Annotated in this window: 14 protein-coding genes and 2 pseudogenes; 10 read left to right on the forward strand and 6 right to left on the reverse strand. The window is 67.1% G+C overall.

What is annotated here, in order from left to right; genetic code table 11:
- Positions 1-16 precede the first annotated feature (16 nt).
- Positions 17-502, reverse strand: a complete 486-nt coding sequence (locus QMK30_RS32995; RefSeq protein ID WP_283522012.1) for a roadblock/LC7 domain-containing protein — start codon at positions 500-502, stop codon at positions 17-19.
- Positions 495-2,765, reverse strand: coding sequence for a sensor histidine kinase (locus tag QMK30_RS33000; RefSeq protein WP_283522013.1), 2,271 nt, complete (start codon positions 2,763-2,765; stop codon positions 495-497). Before QMK30_RS33000 ends, QMK30_RS32995 begins: the two co-directional genes overlap by 8 nt.
- Positions 2,766-2,943: 178 nt before the next feature.
- On the opposite strand from QMK30_RS33000, the gene QMK30_RS33005 reads away from it, so the two are divergent.
- Positions 2,944-4,107 carry an IS630 family transposase gene (locus QMK30_RS33005; protein ID WP_283522014.1) on the forward strand — a complete coding sequence of 388 codons (1,164 nt, stop codon included), beginning with the start codon at positions 2,944-2,946 and terminating at the stop codon, positions 4,105-4,107.
- Positions 4,108-4,296: 189 nt separating this feature from the next.
- On the opposite strand, the gene QMK30_RS33010 is transcribed toward QMK30_RS33005, so the two are convergent.
- Positions 4,297-4,614: a hypothetical protein gene (locus QMK30_RS33010; RefSeq protein ID WP_283522015.1), complete on the reverse strand. Its 318-nt coding sequence runs from the start codon at positions 4,612-4,614 to the stop codon at positions 4,297-4,299.
- Between the two features lie 886 nt (positions 4,615-5,500).
- Here QMK30_RS33010 and QMK30_RS33015 point away from each other — a divergent pair.
- Entirely contained in the window at positions 5,501-5,926 is a 426-nt protein-coding gene (locus QMK30_RS33015; protein ID WP_283522016.1) for a nuclear transport factor 2 family protein, read from the forward strand.
- A 14-nt stretch (positions 5,927-5,940) separates the two neighbouring features.
- Here the strand turns inward: QMK30_RS33015 and QMK30_RS33020 are convergent, their stop codons facing one another.
- Together QMK30_RS33020 and QMK30_RS33025 are read right to left on the reverse strand one after the other, a co-directional pair.
- Positions 5,941-7,203 (reverse strand): sensor histidine kinase, encoded by a 1,263-nt coding sequence (locus QMK30_RS33020; protein ID WP_283522017.1) that lies wholly within the window; start codon positions 7,201-7,203, stop codon positions 5,941-5,943.
- Positions 7,200-7,877: a response regulator transcription factor gene (locus QMK30_RS33025; protein ID WP_283522018.1), complete on the reverse strand. Its 678-nt coding sequence runs from the start codon at positions 7,875-7,877 to the stop codon at positions 7,200-7,202. The genes QMK30_RS33020 and QMK30_RS33025 overlap by 4 nt, the downstream gene beginning before the upstream one ends.
- A gap of 115 nt (positions 7,878-7,992) precedes the next feature.
- On the opposite strand from QMK30_RS33025, the gene QMK30_RS33030 reads away from it, so the two are divergent.
- From QMK30_RS33030 to QMK30_RS33045, 4 genes are read left to right on the forward strand one after another with little or no spacing between them, the layout of a single operon-like run.
- Positions 7,993-8,490, forward strand: a complete 498-nt coding sequence (locus QMK30_RS33030; protein ID WP_283522019.1) for a hypothetical protein — start codon at positions 7,993-7,995, stop codon at positions 8,488-8,490.
- Complete coding sequence (locus QMK30_RS33035) at positions 8,490-9,575, forward strand: efflux RND transporter periplasmic adaptor subunit (protein ID WP_283522020.1); 1,086 nt, start codon at positions 8,490-8,492, stop codon at positions 9,573-9,575. Before QMK30_RS33030 ends, QMK30_RS33035 begins: the two co-directional genes overlap by 1 nt.
- Positions 9,572-10,354, forward strand: a complete 783-nt coding sequence (locus tag QMK30_RS33040) for an ABC transporter ATP-binding protein (protein WP_283522021.1) — start codon at positions 9,572-9,574, stop codon at positions 10,352-10,354. The genes QMK30_RS33035 and QMK30_RS33040 overlap by 4 nt, the downstream gene beginning before the upstream one ends.
- A complete protein-coding gene (locus tag QMK30_RS33045; RefSeq protein WP_283522022.1) occupies positions 10,351-11,556 on the forward strand; it encodes an ABC transporter permease in 1,206 nt (401 codons plus the stop codon). The genes QMK30_RS33040 and QMK30_RS33045 overlap by 4 nt, the downstream gene beginning before the upstream one ends.
- 299 nt (positions 11,557-11,855) lie before the next feature.
- Here QMK30_RS33045 and QMK30_RS33050 read toward each other — a convergent pair whose 3' ends face one another.
- On the reverse strand, positions 11,856-12,425 hold the full coding sequence (locus QMK30_RS33050) for a nucleosidase (RefSeq protein WP_283522023.1): 570 nt from the start codon (positions 12,423-12,425) through the stop codon (positions 11,856-11,858).
- A gap of 249 nt (positions 12,426-12,674) precedes the next feature.
- Here QMK30_RS33050 and QMK30_RS33055 point away from each other — a divergent pair.
- The 4 genes and pseudogenes from QMK30_RS33055 to QMK30_RS33070 form a co-directional block, all read left to right on the forward strand.
- A pseudogene (locus tag QMK30_RS33055) lies at positions 12,675-12,908 on the forward strand (transposase family protein); the annotation flags it as partial.
- A gap of 35 nt (positions 12,909-12,943) precedes the next feature.
- Positions 12,944-13,570, forward strand: coding sequence for an ISAs1 family transposase (locus QMK30_RS33060; protein ID WP_283522024.1), 627 nt, complete (start codon positions 12,944-12,946; stop codon positions 13,568-13,570).
- Positions 13,571-13,613: 43 nt separating this feature from the next.
- Positions 13,614-14,576: pseudogene (locus QMK30_RS33065) on the forward strand (Tn3 family transposase); the annotation flags it as partial.
- A 730-nt stretch (positions 14,577-15,306) separates the two neighbouring features.
- Positions 15,307-19,341 (forward strand): alpha/beta hydrolase, encoded by a 4,035-nt coding sequence (locus tag QMK30_RS33070; protein ID WP_283522026.1) that lies wholly within the window; start codon positions 15,307-15,309, stop codon positions 19,339-19,341.
- Positions 19,342-19,608: the final 267 nt, after the last annotated feature.

Raw genomic sequence — 19,608 nt, forward strand, 5'->3', positions numbered from 1 at the left:
GGTGAGCGGGGTGTTGTCAGGCGAGCAGTACGCGGCGCAGTTCGCTGCGTACTTCGGGAGTGAGGCTGGGGCCGACCCGGTCCGCGAGCCGGGCGGCCTCGTAGGCGACGAGGCCGATGTCGCACGCGGGACCGCACAGCACGCCCATCGCGGAGCCCTCGGAGACGGACATGATGCAGAGGAATCCGCCGTCGGCGTCCATGTCCACCAGGATCTGGTTCATCCGGCCGCGGCCGTGGATCGAGACCGCTCCCCTGGCCAGGGCCACGAAGCCTGAGACGACGGCGGCGAGGCATTCCCGGTTCTCTCGGGGCAGGCCGCCCGAGTCCGCCAGGGTCAGCCCATCCGCGTAGACCAGGACAGTACTGGTCACGCCGGGCGTCTGCGCGGTGAACTCGTCGATCAGCCGGCCGACTTGGACCTCTGCGGCCTCCGGTGCGTTCAAGGCATTCAAGGAGTTCAGATTGTTCAGTGCGTTCCAGGGCACGTGGGTCTCAGTCATCGGGTCGGCCTTCCTTGTCGCTGTCGTTGTCCTGCCGGGCCCGGCTCGTGCCGGTGCAGAAGCCGCTCACCCTGCGCCGTGTCTCGGCCGGGTCCGTCCGCCGGGCCATGCTGTCGTGCGCCGGTGGAGGCAGATGCCCGCGCAGCGTCGCCCGGGGATCGCGGCGCGGGAGGCCGCCCGGTCCGGGGCGCTGCGCCGCCGGCATGGTCCGGGTCTCTCCGGCGGGGTCCTGGGCCGGGGCCTGCGGGGGCGGATCCTGCGCCAGCGGGTGCTGCGGAGGAGATTCCTGCGGGAGCGGGCCCGACATCGGCGGCGGGGGCGGGGCCACGGACAACACCGTGTCCGGGACGACCACCGACGCCGTGGCGCCCTTGCCCGTCGACCCGATCCTGACCCGGATCCCGTGGGCGGAGGCCAGTCGGCTGACGACGTAGAGCCCCATCCGGTGGGTGGTCGAGGGGGCGACGCCCGGCGTCTCGCGCAAGGCGGCGTTGAGCCGGACCAGTTGCGCGGGCCCGATGCCCACTCCGCTGTCCTCGATGGCGATCAGTACGTCGCCGGTGACGGTGACCCGGCTGACCGCCATGACCCGGGTGGCCGGGCTCGAGTACTGCGTGGCGTTCTCCATCAACTCGGCCAGGAGATGAGTGAGGTCGTGGACCACGGGCGCCGCCACCCACGCCTCGGCACCGCCGACCACCTGGATGCGGGCGAACTGCTCCACCTCGGCGGCGGCTGCCCGGAGTACGTCGACGAGCGGGGCCGGAGCCCCGTACACCCGGCCGGGGTTCTGACCGGCGAGCACAAGGAGGTTCTCGCCGTGCCTACGCATACGCGTCGCCAGGTGGTCGATGCGGAACAGCTCCCCCAGCTTGTCCGGATCGGCCTCCGTGCGTTCGAGGGCTGAGATGACCGCCAGTTGACGGTGGATGAGGACCTGGCCGCGCCGGGCCATGGAGGCCAGCACGTCGTTCACGCTGCTGCGCAGCTTGGCCTGTTCGGCGGTCTGCTTGAGGGCTTCCGCGAAGACCTGCTCGAAGGCGCGCGATACGTCGCCGATCTCGTCCCGCGTACCCAGGTCCAGCGCCACGGACCGGTCAGGGGCCACCGACTGGTCCGCGTCCTTTGACTGTTCCGGGGCAGCTGAAGGGCTCGGGGCGGACGACGGAGCCTGGGCGGCCGAACGGTACGAGGCCACGTCCGGGCCGCCTTCGGCGATCGACGCCGCCAGCGCCGGCAGTTCCTGGCGCGCGGCCCGCAGCGCGGTGCGCCGCAACCGGCTGAGCTGGCGCACCGTGGCCTGCACGATCCACGTGGCGAGCAGGAGGGCCAACAGCAGCGCGAACCCCACGACGCCGCCGCTCCACCAGGCCTCCTTCTGCGCCTCGTAGCGTTCATGCGCGACGTCGTCGGTGATGCGCTGGGCGATCCGGGTCTCGATGCGGTTCAGGTCCTCGATGACGCGGGTCGCGGACGTGTTCCACTCCTTGACCAGGGCCGCGTCCAGTTCGGACGGCTCGGCGTTGGCGGCCTTGCTCACCATCGCCGCGATGTACGCGGAGTCGAACGCCTTCCGGAACTGCTCGGCGTCCTTCTCGTCGGCGGCGACCAGGAACTGGCGGAACACGACCTTCTGCAGTCCGCCGTGCGAGGCGGCCTCGGCCCACTCGTCCTTCTCCACCTTGCCGCGCGAGAAGCCCGCGTTGAGCAGGGCCCGCTGACTCGACAGGGACGCCTTGCCGATGGAGAGCGAGCTCAGCGCCCAGGTGTCGGAAGCGGTGGAGCCCTCGCCGCGCCCGGCTTTGATGGCCAGGCCGAGCAGCGGAGTGATCATGTCGGCGTACGCCAGATCGGTGGCCACCGAGTCGAAGCCCTTGGAGTACGCCTTCGACCGGAGCTCGGCCAGCCCCTGGAGCGCCGCTTCGGTGTCCGCCACGCGCTCGGTGATTCCGGGCCTGCCGAGATTGGCCGAGGCGCGGTCGACGTAGTCGGCGAGCCGCTCGTCGGTTTCCGTCCGGAACGGGGCGATGGCGACCTTCGCGCTCTTCTGCAGGGCGGCGAAGTCCCGTTCGTTGGCGAGGGCGTGGGCGAGCTGTGTGGCCGAGAGGACGAGTGCGGCCGACTCCTCCGTGACTTTCATCCGCTCGGCCCGGGCGAGCGAGCCGCGGATCTCCGATACCGCGAGCCCCAGGGCCAGCAGCGTGGGAGAGAGCAGGGCGACCGCCATGCGGGTGGAGATCTTCCAGTGCTGGGGCGACAGCACGGTTCGGAACGTGCCTCTGCGGCCAGCCGTGTCCGGCGGGCTCTTCTTCGTTTTCATCGGCGGCGCTGGACCTCTGGATACGCGAGCTCTTCGCCCCAGCAGCGGCGTGGGACCCTGCGATGCTATGAACCGGTGAAGCCGCCGAATAAGGGTGGAAGTTTACACATCGCGTCGGAAGATGATTGAGCGACTCTGTCTTGTGATTCTGTTTGTGGAACCTGAGGCGTCTGTGATCGTTGAGTCTGGTATGGATCTCTCCTCTGAACAGGTTTCCGAGCTGTGGGAGTTGGCGGGTTCGCGGGATGTGCCGGCTGTCGTGGCGCTTCGTGCGCGGATCGTGTTGTGGTCGGCCGAGGGGTGGCGTCGAAAGGACGTCGCCGAGCTCGCCGGTGTGGCACCGCTGACGGTGGACCGCTGCAAGTCCCGCTATGCCGAGCGGGGTGTTGCCGGGCTGGAGGACAAGCGCCGGGGCGGGCCGCGAACTCAGGTGCCGCCCCGGACGCGGGCCCGGGTGATCGCCTTGACGAGGATGTCCCCGCCGGCGGATTCCGGTCTCTCTCACTGGTCGACGCGAACGCTGGCCGACCACTTGAAGCGGCGCGAGGGCATTTTGGTGTCCTGGCACTACATCGCGCGGGTCTGGCGTGAGGAGAATCTGAAACCGCACCGCAGCGGCACCTTCAAAATCTCGAAAGACCCGGCGTTCGCGGAGAAGGTCGCCGATGTCGTCGGCCTGTACCTGGCCCCGCCCGGTGGCGCCGTGGTGCTGTCAGTCGACGAGAAGACGCAGGTGCAGGCCCTGGACCGGACTCAGCCGGTGCTGCCGGTCGCGTTCGCGGCCACCGAGAAGCGCACCCACGACTACGTCCGGCACGGCACCACGAACCTGTTCGCCGCGCTGAACGTCACGACCGGTGAAGTGCTGGGCGAGTGCAAGCCGAGCCGGAACGGCGCGGACTTCCTGGCGTTCCTGAAGAAGGCCGTCAAGCCGCATACGGGAAAAGAGATCCACGTTGTCCTGGACAACCTGTCCACACACACCACCCCGGACGTGAAGGCGTGGCTGGCGAAAAACCCGCGCGTCCATTTCCATTTCACCCCCGTCGGGTCCTCGTGGCTGAACCAGATCGAGATCTGGTTCGGGATCATCACCCGGCAGTCCATCCGCCGTGGCACGTTCTCCAGCGTCAACGTCCGGGTCAAACAGATCCGCGACTACATCAACTCCTGGAACGAGAACGCGAAACCCTTCACCTGGACCGCCACCACCGACGAGATCCTCGCCAAGGTCCGGCTCGTCCAGACCAACGTGAAGAAGCTCGTCAATAACAACTCGAAGTAACACAATCAGGATCACGAGACACTACGCCAGTGCATGACAGGCGAGGACCGGGACCCCGGCATCACTGCTCTTCGGAGAAGGGTGATTGATCGGGCTTTTCGCTGCGTTCTTCAAAGGTGGATTCTTTGCGTCACATGGCTACTCCTGATCGCCGTGAGGAGATAGACATGGGGAGATGGAAGGGGAGGGCTATGTGTGAGGACCGCGCTGAATCGCGATGCGGGCCGGCTGTTCCGCCGTCGTAGCCCGTGTCCTCACCAGCTTGCAGGAGTCCGCCTGCTTCAGACGGTTGTACTCCTCGTGTTGCACTGTGCGGACGTTGAGTACTTCCCGGACCACCTCCGGCTTCAGGCGGCCCTTCACGCAAACCTCCTGGGACCCCTTCGCGAAATTCGCCGCTCGATCCTTGGGGTTCTTGAAGATGGCCTGAAACGTCTGCGGTGCGGTGGTGTCCGCGTAACGTTCCCGGTCGGATCGGATGAGCTCAGGGATATCCACGACGGCCACCCTGCCTCGTCCTCGACCGCCCTTCGCTGCCCAAGCGGCGGCAACCTTCAGGCTGCGGCTGAACGATGTGTACTCCGATTTCAGCCGTACGCTGCGCTTGCTGCCGCTGGCGATATGATTCCGGACGGAAATGGAGAGGCCTCCGCGTCCCGGTGGCACTAATCCCTTGCGGAGAGGATCCTCGTCCCCTCTGAGTGCCCGGTAAAGGACGGTGGGGTCGTCACTTTCTGAATCACCGTCAGAGTCGGGGTGGATCCTTCGAGTTCGGGGACGGCTGGTCTTCATGGGCTTGCGCTCTTTCCGGCCTGTTGCCGTGGTGGGCGCGGATGTGTTGGAGCCGGAGGAGAGAGCACTCGAGGACCAACTGTCCAGCTGTGCTTGGAGACAGTCAATGCCGAGATCGCCACGGCCCCAGCGATCGCCAACCCAGGAGAGCCCTGCTCGTGCGGCCTCGCTCTGCCTACGTATGGCCTCCTCTTCTCTTCTCGGTATGTGACTCGGAGTGGTTTCCTGCTTGAACATAGAGGGACACCAACGTGCTGAGGTCTGGGTCGGGGACGTGGACAGCAATACCGATAATTCAACGTACCTGTCGACAGCGAGTTGAACCGAATCGCAGTCGGTTTAACCCTTGGATGCGGGTTGTCCTCTTTCGGCGAGTGTCTTGCCCGGGAGCCGACTGCTTACCGGTAGTTCGTTAAATCCGGCGGTAGAGGTCGATGCCGTGTCCGGTGGTGACCGCTTCGATCAGGGCCTGGAGCTCGGCGGGTGGGTCCTTGTCGGTCCAGGCTCGCCACCATTTGCGCGTGGTGATGGGCTGTGTATGACATAGGCAGGACGGGGCGGTCAGGGATCGGCTGGCCGTATGGACTTGAGGTGAGTGATCGTGGCTGCTGCTGAGCTTGTGTCCGCCTACTTGGCCGGACTGGAACGCGCGGATTCCGAGGCGGTGCTTGAGCTGTTCGCACCTGGAGGCATGGTGCATTCGCCGCTGTACGGCCCCAGATTGGCCACGGAGTTCTACCCCGAACTCTTCGCCGACACGAGCCGTTCGCGCCTGACGCTGCTCGGTGTGATGGAGGGCCGCAGCCAGCAGGGAGCCGTGCTGGTCTCCTTCTGGTTCCACTTCGACTGGCGCCTGCCGTCGGGTGCTGCGGCCCCGTTCGATGTGGTGGACTTGGCCGAGCTCGCCGAGCTCGCCGAGGACGGCCGGATCGCCGCACTGCGCATCGTGTACGACACCGTCAACGTCCGCCCGGTCTTCGAACGCGAGACAGGCGCATCGTGGAACCCGGACGCGGAGGGCAGCTGACGGGCAGCAGCACTTCACCGCCCGCCCGTCGTCGGCCGCTGGAATTCCTTGTCGAAGGTCACCCGGACGGTGAGGCCCCCGTCCGGGTTGGCCTCGGCCCGGACCTTCGCCGCGTGCACGCGGGCGATGGCGGCGACGATGGAGAGGCCGAGGCCCACGCCTTCGCCGGGTGCCTGACGGCGTTCGGCGAGCCGGTGGAACGGTTCGAAGAGGAGGGGAACGGTCTCGGCGGGGATGACCGGGCCCGTGTTGGAGACCGACAAGCCCTCGGGGCCGGTGCGCAGCGTGACGTGACCGCCGGGGTGGTTGTAGCAGATGGCGTTGCCCACGAGGTTGTGGATCAGGCGTTGGAGAAGGACCGGATCGCCTTCCACTTCCAGGGGTTGGGCGTCGAGGTCGAGGGTGACGTTGCTTTCCGTGGCGTCAGGGGCGAGTGTGACCTTGACCGTGGCGGCGAGTTCGTCGATCGGCACGGGCTCGCGGCGCTCCAGGCCGCGCTCGGTCGTGGCGAGCAGCAGCAGGCCGTCGATCAGGCGCTGACTGTGTTCGGCGACGCCGATGAGTTCGGTACGGATGTACGCGACCTGCTCCTGATCGGGCTCACCGGCCAGGCCGATCTCGGCGGCGGCCCGTTGCAGGGCGAGCGGGGTGCGCAGCTCATGGGCGGCGTTCGCGGCGAACCTGCGTTGCGCACCGACCAGTTGTTCCATCCGGCCGAGCATCTCGTCGAAGGTGTCGGCGAGCCGTTTGAGCTCGCCGGGCGGCGCGTCGAGGGTGATGCGCTCGTGCAGGGTGGCCTCCGAGAGATGCCTGGCCTTCTCGGTGATCACGCCCACCGGGCGCAGCACCCGGCCCGCCATCCACCAGGCGAGGACGACGGAGAGGACGGCGAAGACGGCGAGCGCGATCAGGCAGACGGTGAGCACCCGGCCCAGCGCGGTCTGCTCGAGGTCGGCGGCGAAGTCGGAGCCGGACTCGTCGAGCCGCCGGGTGATACCGCACGCCAAGCTGTTGGGATCGGTCGCTGAATCATGCTTCTGGGAGAGCGGAGCCTGCCGCACGACATCGCTGATGCTCCCGTACAAGCTGTCCCGCAGCAGGATGTACACCAGGGCGATGAGCCCACCGCCGGCGAGCAGGATCAGACCGGCGTAGAGGGCGGTCAGGCGCAGCCGCTCACCGGCACGCGGCCAGGGACGTCTGCGCGAGCGCGGGCAGCGAAGAGGTGCGGCGCTGTCCTCTCCGGGCCCCCGGTCTGCCCGGTCCCCACGGATCACGCCGACGCCTCGTCGTCCGAGACCATCCGGTATCCCGCGCCCGGCACCGTCTCAATCACCGGCGGATCGCCCAGTTTGGTGCGCAGGCGGCTGAGGGCGACGCGGGCGGCGTTGCTGCCGTAGCCGATGTCTTCCTGCCAGACCTCTTCGATCAGGTCCTCGCGGCTGACGACGCCGCCGGCGGCGCGCATCAGGGTTTCGAGGACCGCGAACTCCTTGAGCGAGAGCGGCAGCGGGCGGCCCTCGCGTGAGGCCTTGCGGGCCGAGGTGTCCAGGCGGATTCCGGACCGCTCGAGGACCGGGGGCAGTGCGGGTCGGCTGCGTCGGCCGAGGGCCAGGACGCGGGCGAGAAGCTCCTCGTACGCGAAGGGTTTGCCCAGGTAGTCGTCGGCACCGAGACCGAAGCCGGAGACCTTCTCGGAGAGCGAGTCGGCGGCGGTGAGCATCAGGATGCGTGTGAGCAGGCCCTGGGCGACGGCTCGGCGGCACACCTCGTCGCCGTGCAGTCCCGGCAGATCACGGTCGAGGATCATCACATCGTACGCCCCGAAGCGCAGCTTCTCCAAGGCCTGCAGGCCGTCGGCCGCCACATCCACGGCCAGGGCGTCACGCCGGAGCCCGTCGGCGATCATCTTGGCGAGAAAAGCCTCGTCTTCCACCACCAATACACGCATACCGTCCTGTGTACCGGAGTCTCGTCTTTCACCGACGTAACAGGTGCTGTTAAAGAACTGAGACGGCGTCTCCCCGCAGCGTATGGAGCAATAGCACCGACCTGGGGAGGTCCCCGTGAAGAAGCACCGCATGCAGCTGGCCGTGGCCGCTGGACTCTCCGCACTCGCGCTGTTCGGCGCGGCCTGCACGCCCGATGACGGCACCAAGGACAGCGACACGAGCAAGTCGCAGGACGCGGGCGCCAAGGAGGCCAAGCAGACGGACTGTCTGCGCAGCAAGGGCATGAAGATCCAGAAGGGCGAGGACGGCCAGAAGGACGCCATATCTCCGGGTGATCTGTCCCCGGACGAGATGCAGAAGGCCCTGAAGGACTGTGGCGTCCAGGACACCTCGGGCGGTGCCGGAGCCGGTGACTCCGGGGGGCAGGGGATCAGCCAGGCGGAAAAGGACAAGTACCTCGCGTACGCCAAGTGCATGCGCAAGGAGGGCATCGACATGCCCGATCCCAAGTTCGTCGACGGTCAGGTGCAGAGCGGCACGATGCCCGACCAGCCCGACCGGTCGAAGTACATCAAGGCCGACAAGGTCTGCGCCCAGAAGGCCGGCTTCTGATGCGGCGCAGGAAACTGCTCCTCGGCGTCGCGGCCACCATGCTGGTCGCGACGGCGGGCGGCGTCGCCGTGAACACCTTCGGCGAGGCACAGGCCGACGGCGGCAAAGAGCAGCAGGACGGCGGCCTTCCGCAGGTCACCGCCGAGGTCTCCCGGGGCGACCTCACCTCTGCCGTGCAGGTCCCGGGCAAGCTCGGATTCTCCGCCGGGCGGAAGATCAGCGCCGGGGCGGAGGGGGTCCTTGCCTGGCTGCCGAAGAGCGGGGACACCATCGGCCGCAGCGAGAAGCTGTACGACGTCAACGAGAAGTCCGTGTACCTCATGTTCGGCGAGCGCCCCATGTACCGTGAGCTGAAGACGGGGAACAAGGGCACGGACGTACAGCAGTTGAAGCAGAACCTCAGAGCGCTGGGCTACGGAAATCAGCTGGCCGACGACAACGAGTTCACGCCCGGCACCGCGCAGGCCGTGAAGGCCTGGCAGAAGGCCAAGGGCCTCAGCCAGACCGGCAGGATCGGTGCGGAGCAGATCGTCTTCGCGCCCGGCTCGCTGCGTGTGCAGAAGGCCGAGGCCACGGTGGGCGACCGGCTGGCGCCGGGCAAGCCGGTGTTCTCGGCGACCGGCGCCGGACGCGTCGTGACGTTCGACATGAAGGTGGCCGAGTCAGGCCAGCACAAGACCGGCGACAAGGTGACCATCAAGCTGCCCGACGGCACCGAGGCGTCCGGGAAGATCTCCTCGATCGGGAAATCGGCCGAGGAGTCGACGCCGGACGGTCAGGGCGGCGGGGGCGGCGACAAGACGCCCAAGGTCAAGGTCACCGTGGAGTTCGACCGGCCGGACCGGATCAAGGTCATCGACCAGGCACCAGTCACCGTGTCCCTGTCGGGCGAGAGCCGCAAGAACGTCCTCTCCGTCCCGGTCGAGGCACTGATCGCACTGCCGGGCCGCGGCTTCGGGGTCCAGGTCGTCGAGAACGGCAAGGTGCGTGAAGTCTTGGTCGAACTCGGCCTGTTCGCGAACGGGCGGGTCGAGGTGTCCGGGGGCGGGATCGCGGAGGGCGAGAAGGTCGGGGTGCCCAAGTGATCTACGAGCCCCATGAGATGCACGAGATGCATGACGTACGCGAGACACATGCCGTACCTGAGGTGAATGACACCCACGCAACGCATGCGAATGCCGTCGTCACCCTCAGCGGCGTCACCAAGGAGTACCCCGGCGGCGTCACCGCCCTGAGCGGAGTGGATCTGGCGATCGACGGGGGCGAACTCCTCGCCATCGTCGGCCCTTCGGGCTCCGGCAAGTCCACCCTGCTGCACATCGTCGGCACCCTCGACGGGCCATCGGCCGGCACCGTCACCCTCGCCGGACACGATGTGAGCCGACTGTCGGACCGTCGCCTCTCCGCACTGCGCGCCCAGCACGTCGGCTTCGTCTTCCAGGCCTTTCACCTGGTGCCGGGCGCGAGCGCGCTGGCCAACGTGGTGGAAGGGCTGCGCTATTCGGGCCTTTCGCACAGCGAGCGGCGCCGACGGGCGGCCGAGGCCCTGGAGCGCGTAGGCCTCGGCGACCGTACGCAGCACCGGCCGCACGAGCTGTCCGGCGGACAGAAGCAGCGCGTCGCGATCGCCCGTGCCGTGGCGGGCGAGCCCGATGTGCTGCTCGCGGACGAGCCGACCGGCGCCCTCGACTCGGCATCCGGCGCAGCGGTCATGGAGCTCCTGCGCGAGCTGAACGCGGACGGCGCCACCATCGCCGTCATCACCCATGACATGGAGCTGGCCGCCTCCCTGCCCCGCCAAGTGCGGCTGCGCGACGGGCAGATCGTCGCCGATACGTACACGGGAACGGCTGGTGCGCGATGAGCCGGAGCGGCAGGAACCTGATCCCGGCCCGGCTGACCGCACGCGACGTGACCGAGGTCGGCTCGGCAGGGCTGCGCGGCCGCCCGATGCGTGTGGTGCTCTCCGCCCTCGGCATCGCGATCGGCATCGCCACGATGATCGCCGTGGTGGGGATCTCGTCCTCCTCCAAGGCCAAGCTGATGCAGGACCTCGACAAGCTCGGCACCAACATGCTGGTGATCACCCCGGGCCAGAACATGCTCTCCGGCGACAGTGCCAAACTGCCCGAGAAGGCACCGCAGATGGTCGGGCAGATCGACGGCGTGGAGCACGTGGGTGCCGTCGGCACGGTGGACGCGAACATCTACCGCTCCGAACACACCCCGGCCACGCAGACCAACGGCCTCTCCGTACAGGCCGCGTCCGAGAGCCTGTTGAAGACCCTGCGCGGATCCATGGGCTCGGGCAGGTGGCTGAACGCGGCCAACTCCACTTACCCGGCCGTCGTCCTCGGCGACCACGCCGCGAGCCGCCTCGGCGTCACCAAACTGGGCCAGCAGGTCTACATCGACGGCAAATACTTCACCGTCGTCGGCATCCTCGGTCCGCTCCCGCTCGCCGAGGAGATCAGGACCTCGGCCCTGATCGGCTGGGACGCCGCCAAGAAGCTGCTCGGCTTCGACGGCCATCCGACATCCATCTACGAACGCTCCGCGGACGACAAGGTCGAGGACGTACGCGACCGGCTCCAGCGCACGGCCAACCCCCAGGCCCCGCACGAGGTCCAGGTCTCCAACCCGTCCGACGCCCTGGCGGCCAAGGCCGCATCCGAAGGCGCCTTCACCAAGCTGCTGCTCGGACTCGGCGGGGTCTCACTGCTCGTCGGCGGTGTAGGAGTCGCCAACACCATGATCATTTCAGTGCTCGAACGACGCCACGAGATCGGCCTGCGCCGCTCGTTGGGCGCCACCCAGGGCCAGATCAGGCTCCAGTTCGTCACGGAATCCCTGATGCTCTCGGGGCTCGGTGGAATCGCGGGCGTACTCCTCGGCTCACTCGCCACCTGGGTGTACGCGAGCACCGGCGGCATGCCCTGGGTGGTACCGCCGATGGCCATGGCGGGCGGCTTCGTGGCAACCCTGGCCATCGGCACGGTGGCCGGCCTCTATCCGGCGGTCCGGGCGGCGCGGCTGTCGCCCACGTTGGCGCTGCATGCGGGGTGATGGGGGGTGCGGTCCGACCTCTTGGGCATCCATGGTCACCATGGGGGAGTGAAGCTGCTCACCACTTCGTGCTTGGGACTTCCCCAAGCTCACGTTGAGGCACGGCGCGAAGCCCCCGGGACGATCTCCTCCCTGCGCCTTGGGAGTGGTCTTCAGGGGCTCAAGTCCTGTGCGGCTGTGCTGGGCGAGTGAGGCCGGTGGGCCGGGTGCGGGGCCTTCTGGCGCCTGCATGCGACCCAGCCCGGACGCCGGAATGCGACTCGGGATCCGTTCTTCGCGGATCGTTGGTCGAATGGGCGCTACAGGTGGTCCTTCGTCCAGGACGCCAGATTCTGGGCACAGTCGTCAACGGCTTCCCGCCAGGTCCGAGACGCGTCTTCCCCGGCGTCATCGCTGATGTGCTTGACGATCCGAATGGGAACATCGAACTGTCGCGCCACGGACGCCACGGCGTAGCCCTCCATGTCGGCCAGGTCCGCGTGAGCAGCGAGGCGTGCGCGGGCCGCCTCGTCGGAGACGAAGACATCCCCCGTGGCCAGGGCGGGGCCGTCGTCAGCGATCTCCATGGGCAGCCCGACTCTGTGGGCGGTGACGAGGTAGAGGAATGCTGTGTCCAGATCATGCTGGTGCACACGGCTCACCTCGTGGGTGCCGTGCCATCCGGGACGCAGCGCTCCCGCAGTGCCGAGATTGACCACGGTGGAGGGCCGATTGCCCCGGCCGAGGGCGGCCGCGAGGCCAGCGGCCGCATTGACCTTGCCCAGGCCGGTGAGGAGCACGGGTAGGGCTCCGTCGAGATGAGCCGCTTCTTCCTCCAAGGCCACGACGAGCAGGGGGCGGTCGGGCTTTATCACGCCTATCAGCTTCATGGCCACAGGCTATTTCGGTGGCCATGAAGCGCCTCGGGCAAAAGTTGACTGAGGCAGCTGGAGGGAGACTGGCTGGGGCGTTGGGGCGTCGCGCTCAGGCCCTCGACCCAGGGCGATTTCAAAGTCGTGGTGATCTTGTAAGTGTGCAGGTCACGACGGTGTGACGATGTCTGGTGAGCGCGCGACGTACGCAACGAAGCTCCGTTGGCAGGTGACCTTGCCAAGTCGCCTTCGCCCAACGGAGCTTCGATGTGCCGTCAGTCTTCCACCGTCTGCCTGATCAAGTCGCCCAGCCGTCAACACCGTTCGGTCGGTTCGCTGGCGCTGCGGCTGCAAACGCTGGCCGATCCGCGCTCTCGGCGCGGGAGGCGTCACCCGTTCGTGGCGGTGTTGCTGGTGGCCTGCTCGGCGGTGGTGGCCGGTGCGAAGTCCTTCTCGGCCATCGGGCAGTGGGCCAAGGACGCGCCGCAGGACGTCCTGGCCCGGCTCGGGGCCCCGCCACGGCGTTCAACGTACGGATGGCGCCCAGTGGCGCGACGATCCGCCGGATCATTCAGCGGACCTGCCCCGGCGGACTGGCCGACCTGTTGGGATGCGAGCCGAGCGGGTGCGAGACGCTGGCCGTGGACGGTAAGAGCGCGCGCGGCTCGCGTCACGGCACCACCGCGGCCGCCCATCTGCTGGCCGCGATGACCGGCAGCGGGCAGACCGTCACCCAACTGAGAGTGCCCGACAAGACAAATGAAATCACCTGTTTCGCCGCCCTCTTGGAGCCCTATGACCTGACCGGCATCACCGTGACTGCCGATGCCCTGCACACCCAGCGTGACCATGCCCGCTTCCTGGTGGAGACCAAGAAAGCCCACTACGCGTTCACCGTGAAGCGCAACCAGAAGTTGCTGCATCAGCAGTTGCGCACGCTGCCCTGGCAAAAGGCCACAGCGAAGTTCTACGACCGCGCCGAGGGACACGGGCGGCTGGAGACCCGGGTGGTGCGGGCCCTGACCGTCACCGACCTGGGCGTGGACTTCCCACACGCCGCCCAGGTCGCGAAGATCGTGCGACATCGCACCACGAGCTATCGCGTCAGCCTTGAACTCCTCCGAGTACGGCTTTCGTGCCATCGGTGCCATCTCTTCCTCTGAATCCACGAGATCCAGTGTCCGCGATGTCTACCAATCGGGGGGAATCTCCGACAAACTGGTGCCGGCGCACTGGCGCAAGGCGGCGTACGCGAACGAGGACCTGCCGCAGGGGGCGGTGGACCGCGATGCGTACGTGGTGTGCGTGCTGGAACAGCTCTTCGGAGCCCTCAGGCGCCGCGACATCTTCGCCTCTCCCTCGCACCGCTGGGCCGACCCGCGCGCCCGCCTGCTCCAGGGCAAGCGGTGGGAGGCGGTGCGCGAGGACGTCCTGGCGGGCCTGAGCCTGGACGAGGACGCCGAGCAGCACCTTCGGGAGCTGGTCGAGGTGCTGGACGCGACGTGGAAGCAGATGGCGGAGCGGTTGGAGGAGGCCGGCGACGACGCGAAGATCAGCATCGAGGTGCAGCCCAATGGCCGGGCGAAGTTGAACGTGGAGAAGCTCCACGCGCTGGGTGAGCCGAAGTCGCTGAAGTGGCTGCGCGAGCGCGTCGAGAAGATGCTCCCGAAGATCGACCTGCCGGACCTGCTGTTCGAGGTGAACGGCTGGACCGGGTTTCTGGACGCCTTCGTGCACCTGGGCGACGGCAAGACCCGCATGAAGGACTTGACGATGTCGATGGTCGCGCTGCTGGTCTCGGAGGCGTGCAACATCGGCATGACGCCGGTCATCAACCCGGGCTACGAGGCGCTGACCCGGTCCCGGCTGGTCCACGTCGACCAGTACTACCTGCGGAGCGACACCATCGCCGCGGCGAACGCCGCGCTGATCGCCGCCCAGGCCCGGGTGCCGATCGTGCAGTTCTGGGGCAAGGGCCTGCTCGCCTCCGTCGACGGCCTGCGCTTCGTCGTCCCCACGCGGTCCATCAACGCAGCCCCCTCGCCGAAGTACTTCGCGAAGAAGAAGGGCATCACGTGGCTGAACGCGATCAATGACCAGGTGATCGGCATCGGGCAGATGGTGGTGCCCGGCACTCCGCGCGACTCCCTGTTCATCTTGGACGCGCTGACCCGGACCCCCTGGCGACCGGATACACGACTGTCAACCCTCGACGGCAACTGTCGACGCCTGACGGCCTGACAGGTGGAGGGTGTGCTCGATCCTGTGCGTATGAAGACTGTTTTGACCGCCGGGACTTTCGCCCCTTTCGGCGATTTCGGTTTCTGCCTGACGCGGGCCCGTACGCGATGATCGGAGCATCTCCGCGCGCTGGTGCTGTGGCTGAGGCCGTGTCAGCGGCTCGGGTACTTTCCCACTCCGGCTGCGGTATCGGCTGGTCGTGGCACGTGTCCGGGCGAGCGGCGGAGAGCCGTCGTTCCGGGGCCCGTGAACGCCTCGGACGGGTGCGGGGCCCGTCGCGGACGGCGCTGGAGGGAATCGTCGGGGTGGGTTGGAGCTGCCCGGCTCTCCACAAGGGACCGGATGGGGGCCACGGTCCGGACGCGGGTGGAGGGGGATGGCCGCAGGGGCGCCCGGCCCAAGTGAGCAGGGCGACCCGTGCCTTGGGCCCTCGTCTCTGATGACCTGACGCCGGGGTCCGCGCCGCGCATCACGGCAACGAACTCCACTCCGCTGGTGCCGGAATCCAGCCCACCCGCTGACGGGTCCGTCGACCGCGCACACGCCCGCCTCCGGGAACCGCCGAAAAGAACCATCGCGAGGAACCAATCCGGCTCGTCCTCCCCAGAACCACGCCGACCCCGGCCAGCCCACCCCAATCGCCCTGGAAGGCTCACCCATGCCAACGCACAAGCCCGCAGAACCGCAGGTTCGGGCGAGCAAGAACGAAGCACCGCAGGCAAGGGGGAAGCAGCCCTCCCAGCAGGGCGCAGACTTCTCCGGCATTTCCCGCTGGTACGGCCGGATGGCTTGGGCACCGACCGACAAGGGCGGTGTCTTGGGCAATCTGGAGAACGCGGCTCGTGCTGAGGGGGCGATCGATCGGGAGCTGAGTGAATCGGTCAACCGGGAACGCAGACTGGCCGGCCAGGTGCCCGGGCTCGTGGAGTGGGCGAACAGGATTGCGGCGGGGGTCGATGAAGAAGTAGCGAATATAGAGGGCGAGGAACTGGGTCGGCTGTACCCGACCCTGCCGCGGACGGAGCCCACCCCCGTCGTGACGGAGAACGCTTTCAAGCGCGAGCACCAGAGCAACTGGACGCGGTACACGTGCGATCGGTCGTCACTCAATGAGGGGATCCAGAAGAAAGCCGGGTTCGTGAGGGATTCGGTGGCCGCGATCGGCGGGAAGGGCCACACGTTGCTGGTCTGCGATCCGGGCTTCGAGGACGGCCTGGGGCGTGCGGCCTTGGCTGTCGGCGACATGGATACGGCGGACTACGTCGCAGTCCTGGTCCCCGGCATGGGCAGTTCGCTGGAGACGCTTCCCGAGCTCGCCCGGCACGCACGCAGCCTCTACGAGGAGTGCCTGCGCATCAGCCCCGGAGCCAAAGTCGCCATCGTCGCCTGGATGGGCTACAAAGCCCCCCGGAGTCCCCTGAAGGGCACTCTGGAGGTCACCGGGGAGGAGCCGGCCAGGAAGGGCGCCGAACTCCTCAGGAGCGACCTGAATCAGTGGCGCGTCCACTGGCAGGAAAGCCCCGCCCGCAACAACCGCGGCCTGCCCACCTACCCGCTGCTGACCATCAGCGGACTGAGCTACGGAAGCGTCGTCGCCGGCCACGCGGTCGCAGGCGGAGCCTTGAGCGGCGCTCTGAGCAGCACCGTCAGCGGAGCCACGCGCGGAGCCATCAGTGGAGCCGTCACGAGCAACCCCGTGACCGCGGCAGTGACAGGAGCCCTGAGGGGCGAAACCGCGGGCGAAAGGGTGAGCGGGGCCGCGCGCGGAGCCGTGAGCGGAGCGGTCAGGGGAGCAGTCGTAGGCGGACCTGCGGGCGGAGCCACAACCGGAGCCGCGAGAGGAGCCGCAGGCGGCGCCCTCAGGAGCGCGACCGCAGTCGGAGCGCTGAGCGGAGCAGCTCCAGACAACCTCATCCTCCTCGGCAGCCCCGGCACGGGCCGCCGCCCCCAGCATCTCGACGTCCCCTCCGGCAGCATCTTCGTCGCCGCCAACGATTCGGACGCCGTCAGTATGCTCGACTGGTTCAGCATCGACCCGACTCACAAGAAGTACGGCGATGTCACCCGCATGAGAACCGGCTATCAGCGGACGCCGGGAAACGGGCCGATCGAGAGCGCTGTAAAAGCACATACCAGCTACTACAACGTCGGCACCGAATCCTTGACCAACATCGCTCGCGTGGTCGTCGGAAAACCACAGGAAGTAACCAGCAAAGAACAGCGCACCAGGCCGGTAGGGGGAGGCTACCGAAATCCACTCGGCCGCGCCTTCACCAACTCACCCATTAAATCCAGGAAAACACGATCCACATCACCCGAATCCGGCACCGCCGTCCCGTCGGATCCCGTCGCGGTCTCCTCTGCCGATACTGACGATGACCTGATAAACCCGCTACTGAACAGCCAGAAGGCCGAATCTGTCAAGGATAGGGCACAGGCGGCACAGGACTACGTGGACGGCATCGTGAGGAAGGTGCTGAGGGAGGTCGTTCCGTCGGCCGATACCGGAAACATGTCCCTCGACGAGAAGTTCACCGTCACCTTTCTGGAGGCCCCGGCGACGGGAGGTACGGGGCTGCGCACGACGGAGAGGTACACCCTCAGAGAACTCGCGCTGGGCGTTCCGTATCGAAGAGTCATGCTGCGCTTGGGACTGTCGGTGACGATCCATCAGATCGAACCAATCCGAAGCGACTTTCCTTCCGCAGTCTCGCAGGCCCTGAAGCAGGACCGAATTCGCTCGGGAGTCTCCGGTAAGTTCTCCAAGGATGCGGACCGCATGGCAGCGGATGACGCGTTCAAGACGACGTTTTCGGAGTTCTCTCGGTCAAGGCTCCGTGGCAGGATGAATAGGTGCCTGGCGGAATCCAAGGATCCTCGGGTGGAGTTTTTCGCCTACATGTGGCTGGCCGGGGACCTGAAGGAAGGCCTTGTCGAATTCCAGGGCAAGGTCGTCCCCGACGTGGTGGCGATAGGGTTCAACGACTTCAGCCTTCTTGTCTCGCTCGCAACCGGTGAGACCTACATGTGGCGCAAGGACGACTCGTCAAGCGGGTTCCAGAAGTTCATCAAGGGGCATCTTTCCGAATTTGACAGTGCTGCCACACGATCGGGCGATTTCATTCCGCACCTTCCGCCGGATCCTCGTGTCCAGGGCGGCAATGCGAGGACGCAGTTCACGTTCATGGAGCCGCGCATCAGCTTCCGGCAGGTTCCAGACATCTTCGATGAGCTCTGCAAGGCATCCGTCCAGCGGGTGAAGTCCAATCTCAACGGCTACGTCTACACGAAGGCGGAAGAAGATGGGGCATGGACCGCGCAGTTCGGTCGCGCGGCCATGCAGGGCGGTGAAATCCTGATGGTAATCGTGGCGTCCGCGATGTCCGGCGGCGCTGGCGCGGTAGCCGCGTTCGGCTCGGGATTGGGCTTCGGCTTCGGTTCCGCGCACTTCAACAGGAAGATCGCGGAGAACGCGGACCGGGGTGATGTCTACCGTCAGGCCATGGTGGATGCCGAGCTGGACACATGGCTGGCGGTCGGCATGTCAGCCATAGACTTCAAGGCCGCCTTCTCCGGCATCCGTACCGGCGTCAAGGGAGCCAGGAGCACGGCCGTCAAGCTGATCGGCGACGGCATGGCAGTCGCACGGGAGAAGGTTCTCCTGAGTCAGCTGGCGCCACGCCCGCGCGCCGCCCGTATCGGGTCGAAGGGCGCAGGGACCCAAGCCTTCACGGACAGGGTCGCCGCCAACGGAGCTGGCTGCTGGGACGCGGTGGCCGACGTTCAGCACATGGCCGGAGTCATCACACCTCAGGAGCTGTCGGCGCTCCGCAGCGTACGCGCGCACAGTTTCGAGAACTATCTCGGCGGAGCCGGTAAGGAGATCGCGAACACCGAGAGCCTGGCTCGGCTGGCCGGGGGGTACCGAGTCGCTTTCGTCGTCGATGACGGTGGCCGCCCCAACATGATCCACGCCATGCTCAGCACAGGAGATGGCCGGCTGGCAGGTCTGAACAACGCGGGGATCCGTCAGGACCTGTCGCCTGGATTCGCAGAAATTGATTTCACGAATGGCGGTCCGCTGTCCTTCGCGGACGGCGGCTTCCAACTCCCGGACGGCCGCCGGGTGCGGATCTATGCGGAGACCAATGCTCCGGAGTTCCAGATCGAGACGCGCCGCCCTGCTGTTGCCGACCAGCCGCAGAATGCGGTGGACAGCAGGCTGGCCGAAAAGGCCCTGGCCGACCTGCGGCGCCAAAACGCGGTGAACACCATGATCAACAATCCCGCACAGAACTGCGAGAACCTGATCACGCCGACTCGGAACTACATGAAGACTCACGGCTTCACCGCCATCAAGTATCGCGGGATGGCCATCTGGGACAACGCCCTTGAGGCCTCACACGCAAACCACTATGTGGTGGTCGGGAACCGTGGCGGAAGCACCTATGTGTTCGATCTGTCCGCAGGCCAGTTCGCGAACCGGGGAATGCGCGGGTTCGACGGACCCGTCATCACGACCGAGGCGAAGTGGGCCAAAATGTACCAAGACGGCACAACTCGCAAGCTCATCAAGTACCAGGACTTCGCCACCAGTCAGGAAGCGAAGGATGCGGTCAGGCCGACGAAACTGCTCGCGCCCAAGGACTACCTGCCCGGAGCGACCGTCCTCACCTCCCCCAATTGGTACTGACCAGTCGAGCGATGTGAACGGCGGGGCAGGTCAGGTAGGGGCCGCTGGGCGTGCACCGCCGGGGGCCGACGTGAAGAAGATCGAGTCCTACGCGAGAAATGCCCATGACGCGGAGCTGCGGAATCTCGGACACATCCTCGACTAACCCGCGCATCATCTCTCTCGACCTCGTCGGCGTGCTGGCGTTCTCCGACAAGGGAGTGCCGATCGGCACCCTGTTCGCGGACCAGGTGGAACTGCCCGGGGGAGACCCGGCCAAGGCCCAGG

Origin of the sequence: Streptomyces sp. H27-C3 (genome assembly GCF_030063415.1) — a bacterium.
Lineage (GTDB): Bacteria > Actinomycetota > Actinomycetes > Streptomycetales > Streptomycetaceae > Streptomyces.

Excerpts from the sequence above, each read along its gene's own strand:
- QMK30_RS32995 (WP_283522012.1), bottom strand. The coding sequence starts at position 502 with ATGACTGAGACCCACGTGCCCTGGAACGCACTGAACAATCTGAACTCC.
- QMK30_RS33005 (WP_283522014.1), top strand. The coding sequence starts at position 2,944 with ATGATTGAGCGACTCTGTCTTGTGATTCTGTTTGTGGAACCTGAGGCG.
- QMK30_RS33025 (WP_283522018.1), bottom strand. The coding sequence starts at position 7,877 with ATGCGTGTATTGGTGGTGGAAGACGAGGCTTTTCTCGCCAAGATGATC.
- QMK30_RS33035 (WP_283522020.1), top strand. The coding sequence starts at position 8,490 with ATGCGGCGCAGGAAACTGCTCCTCGGCGTCGCGGCCACCATGCTGGTC.
- QMK30_RS33045 (WP_283522022.1), top strand. The coding sequence starts at position 10,351 with ATGAGCCGGAGCGGCAGGAACCTGATCCCGGCCCGGCTGACCGCACGC.
- QMK30_RS33050 (WP_283522023.1), bottom strand. The coding sequence starts at position 12,425 with ATGAAGCTGATAGGCGTGATAAAGCCCGACCGCCCCCTGCTCGTCGTG.
- QMK30_RS33060 (WP_283522024.1), top strand. The coding sequence starts at position 12,944 with ATGGCGCCCAGTGGCGCGACGATCCGCCGGATCATTCAGCGGACCTGC.
- QMK30_RS33070 (WP_283522026.1), top strand. The coding sequence starts at position 15,307 with ATGCCAACGCACAAGCCCGCAGAACCGCAGGTTCGGGCGAGCAAGAAC.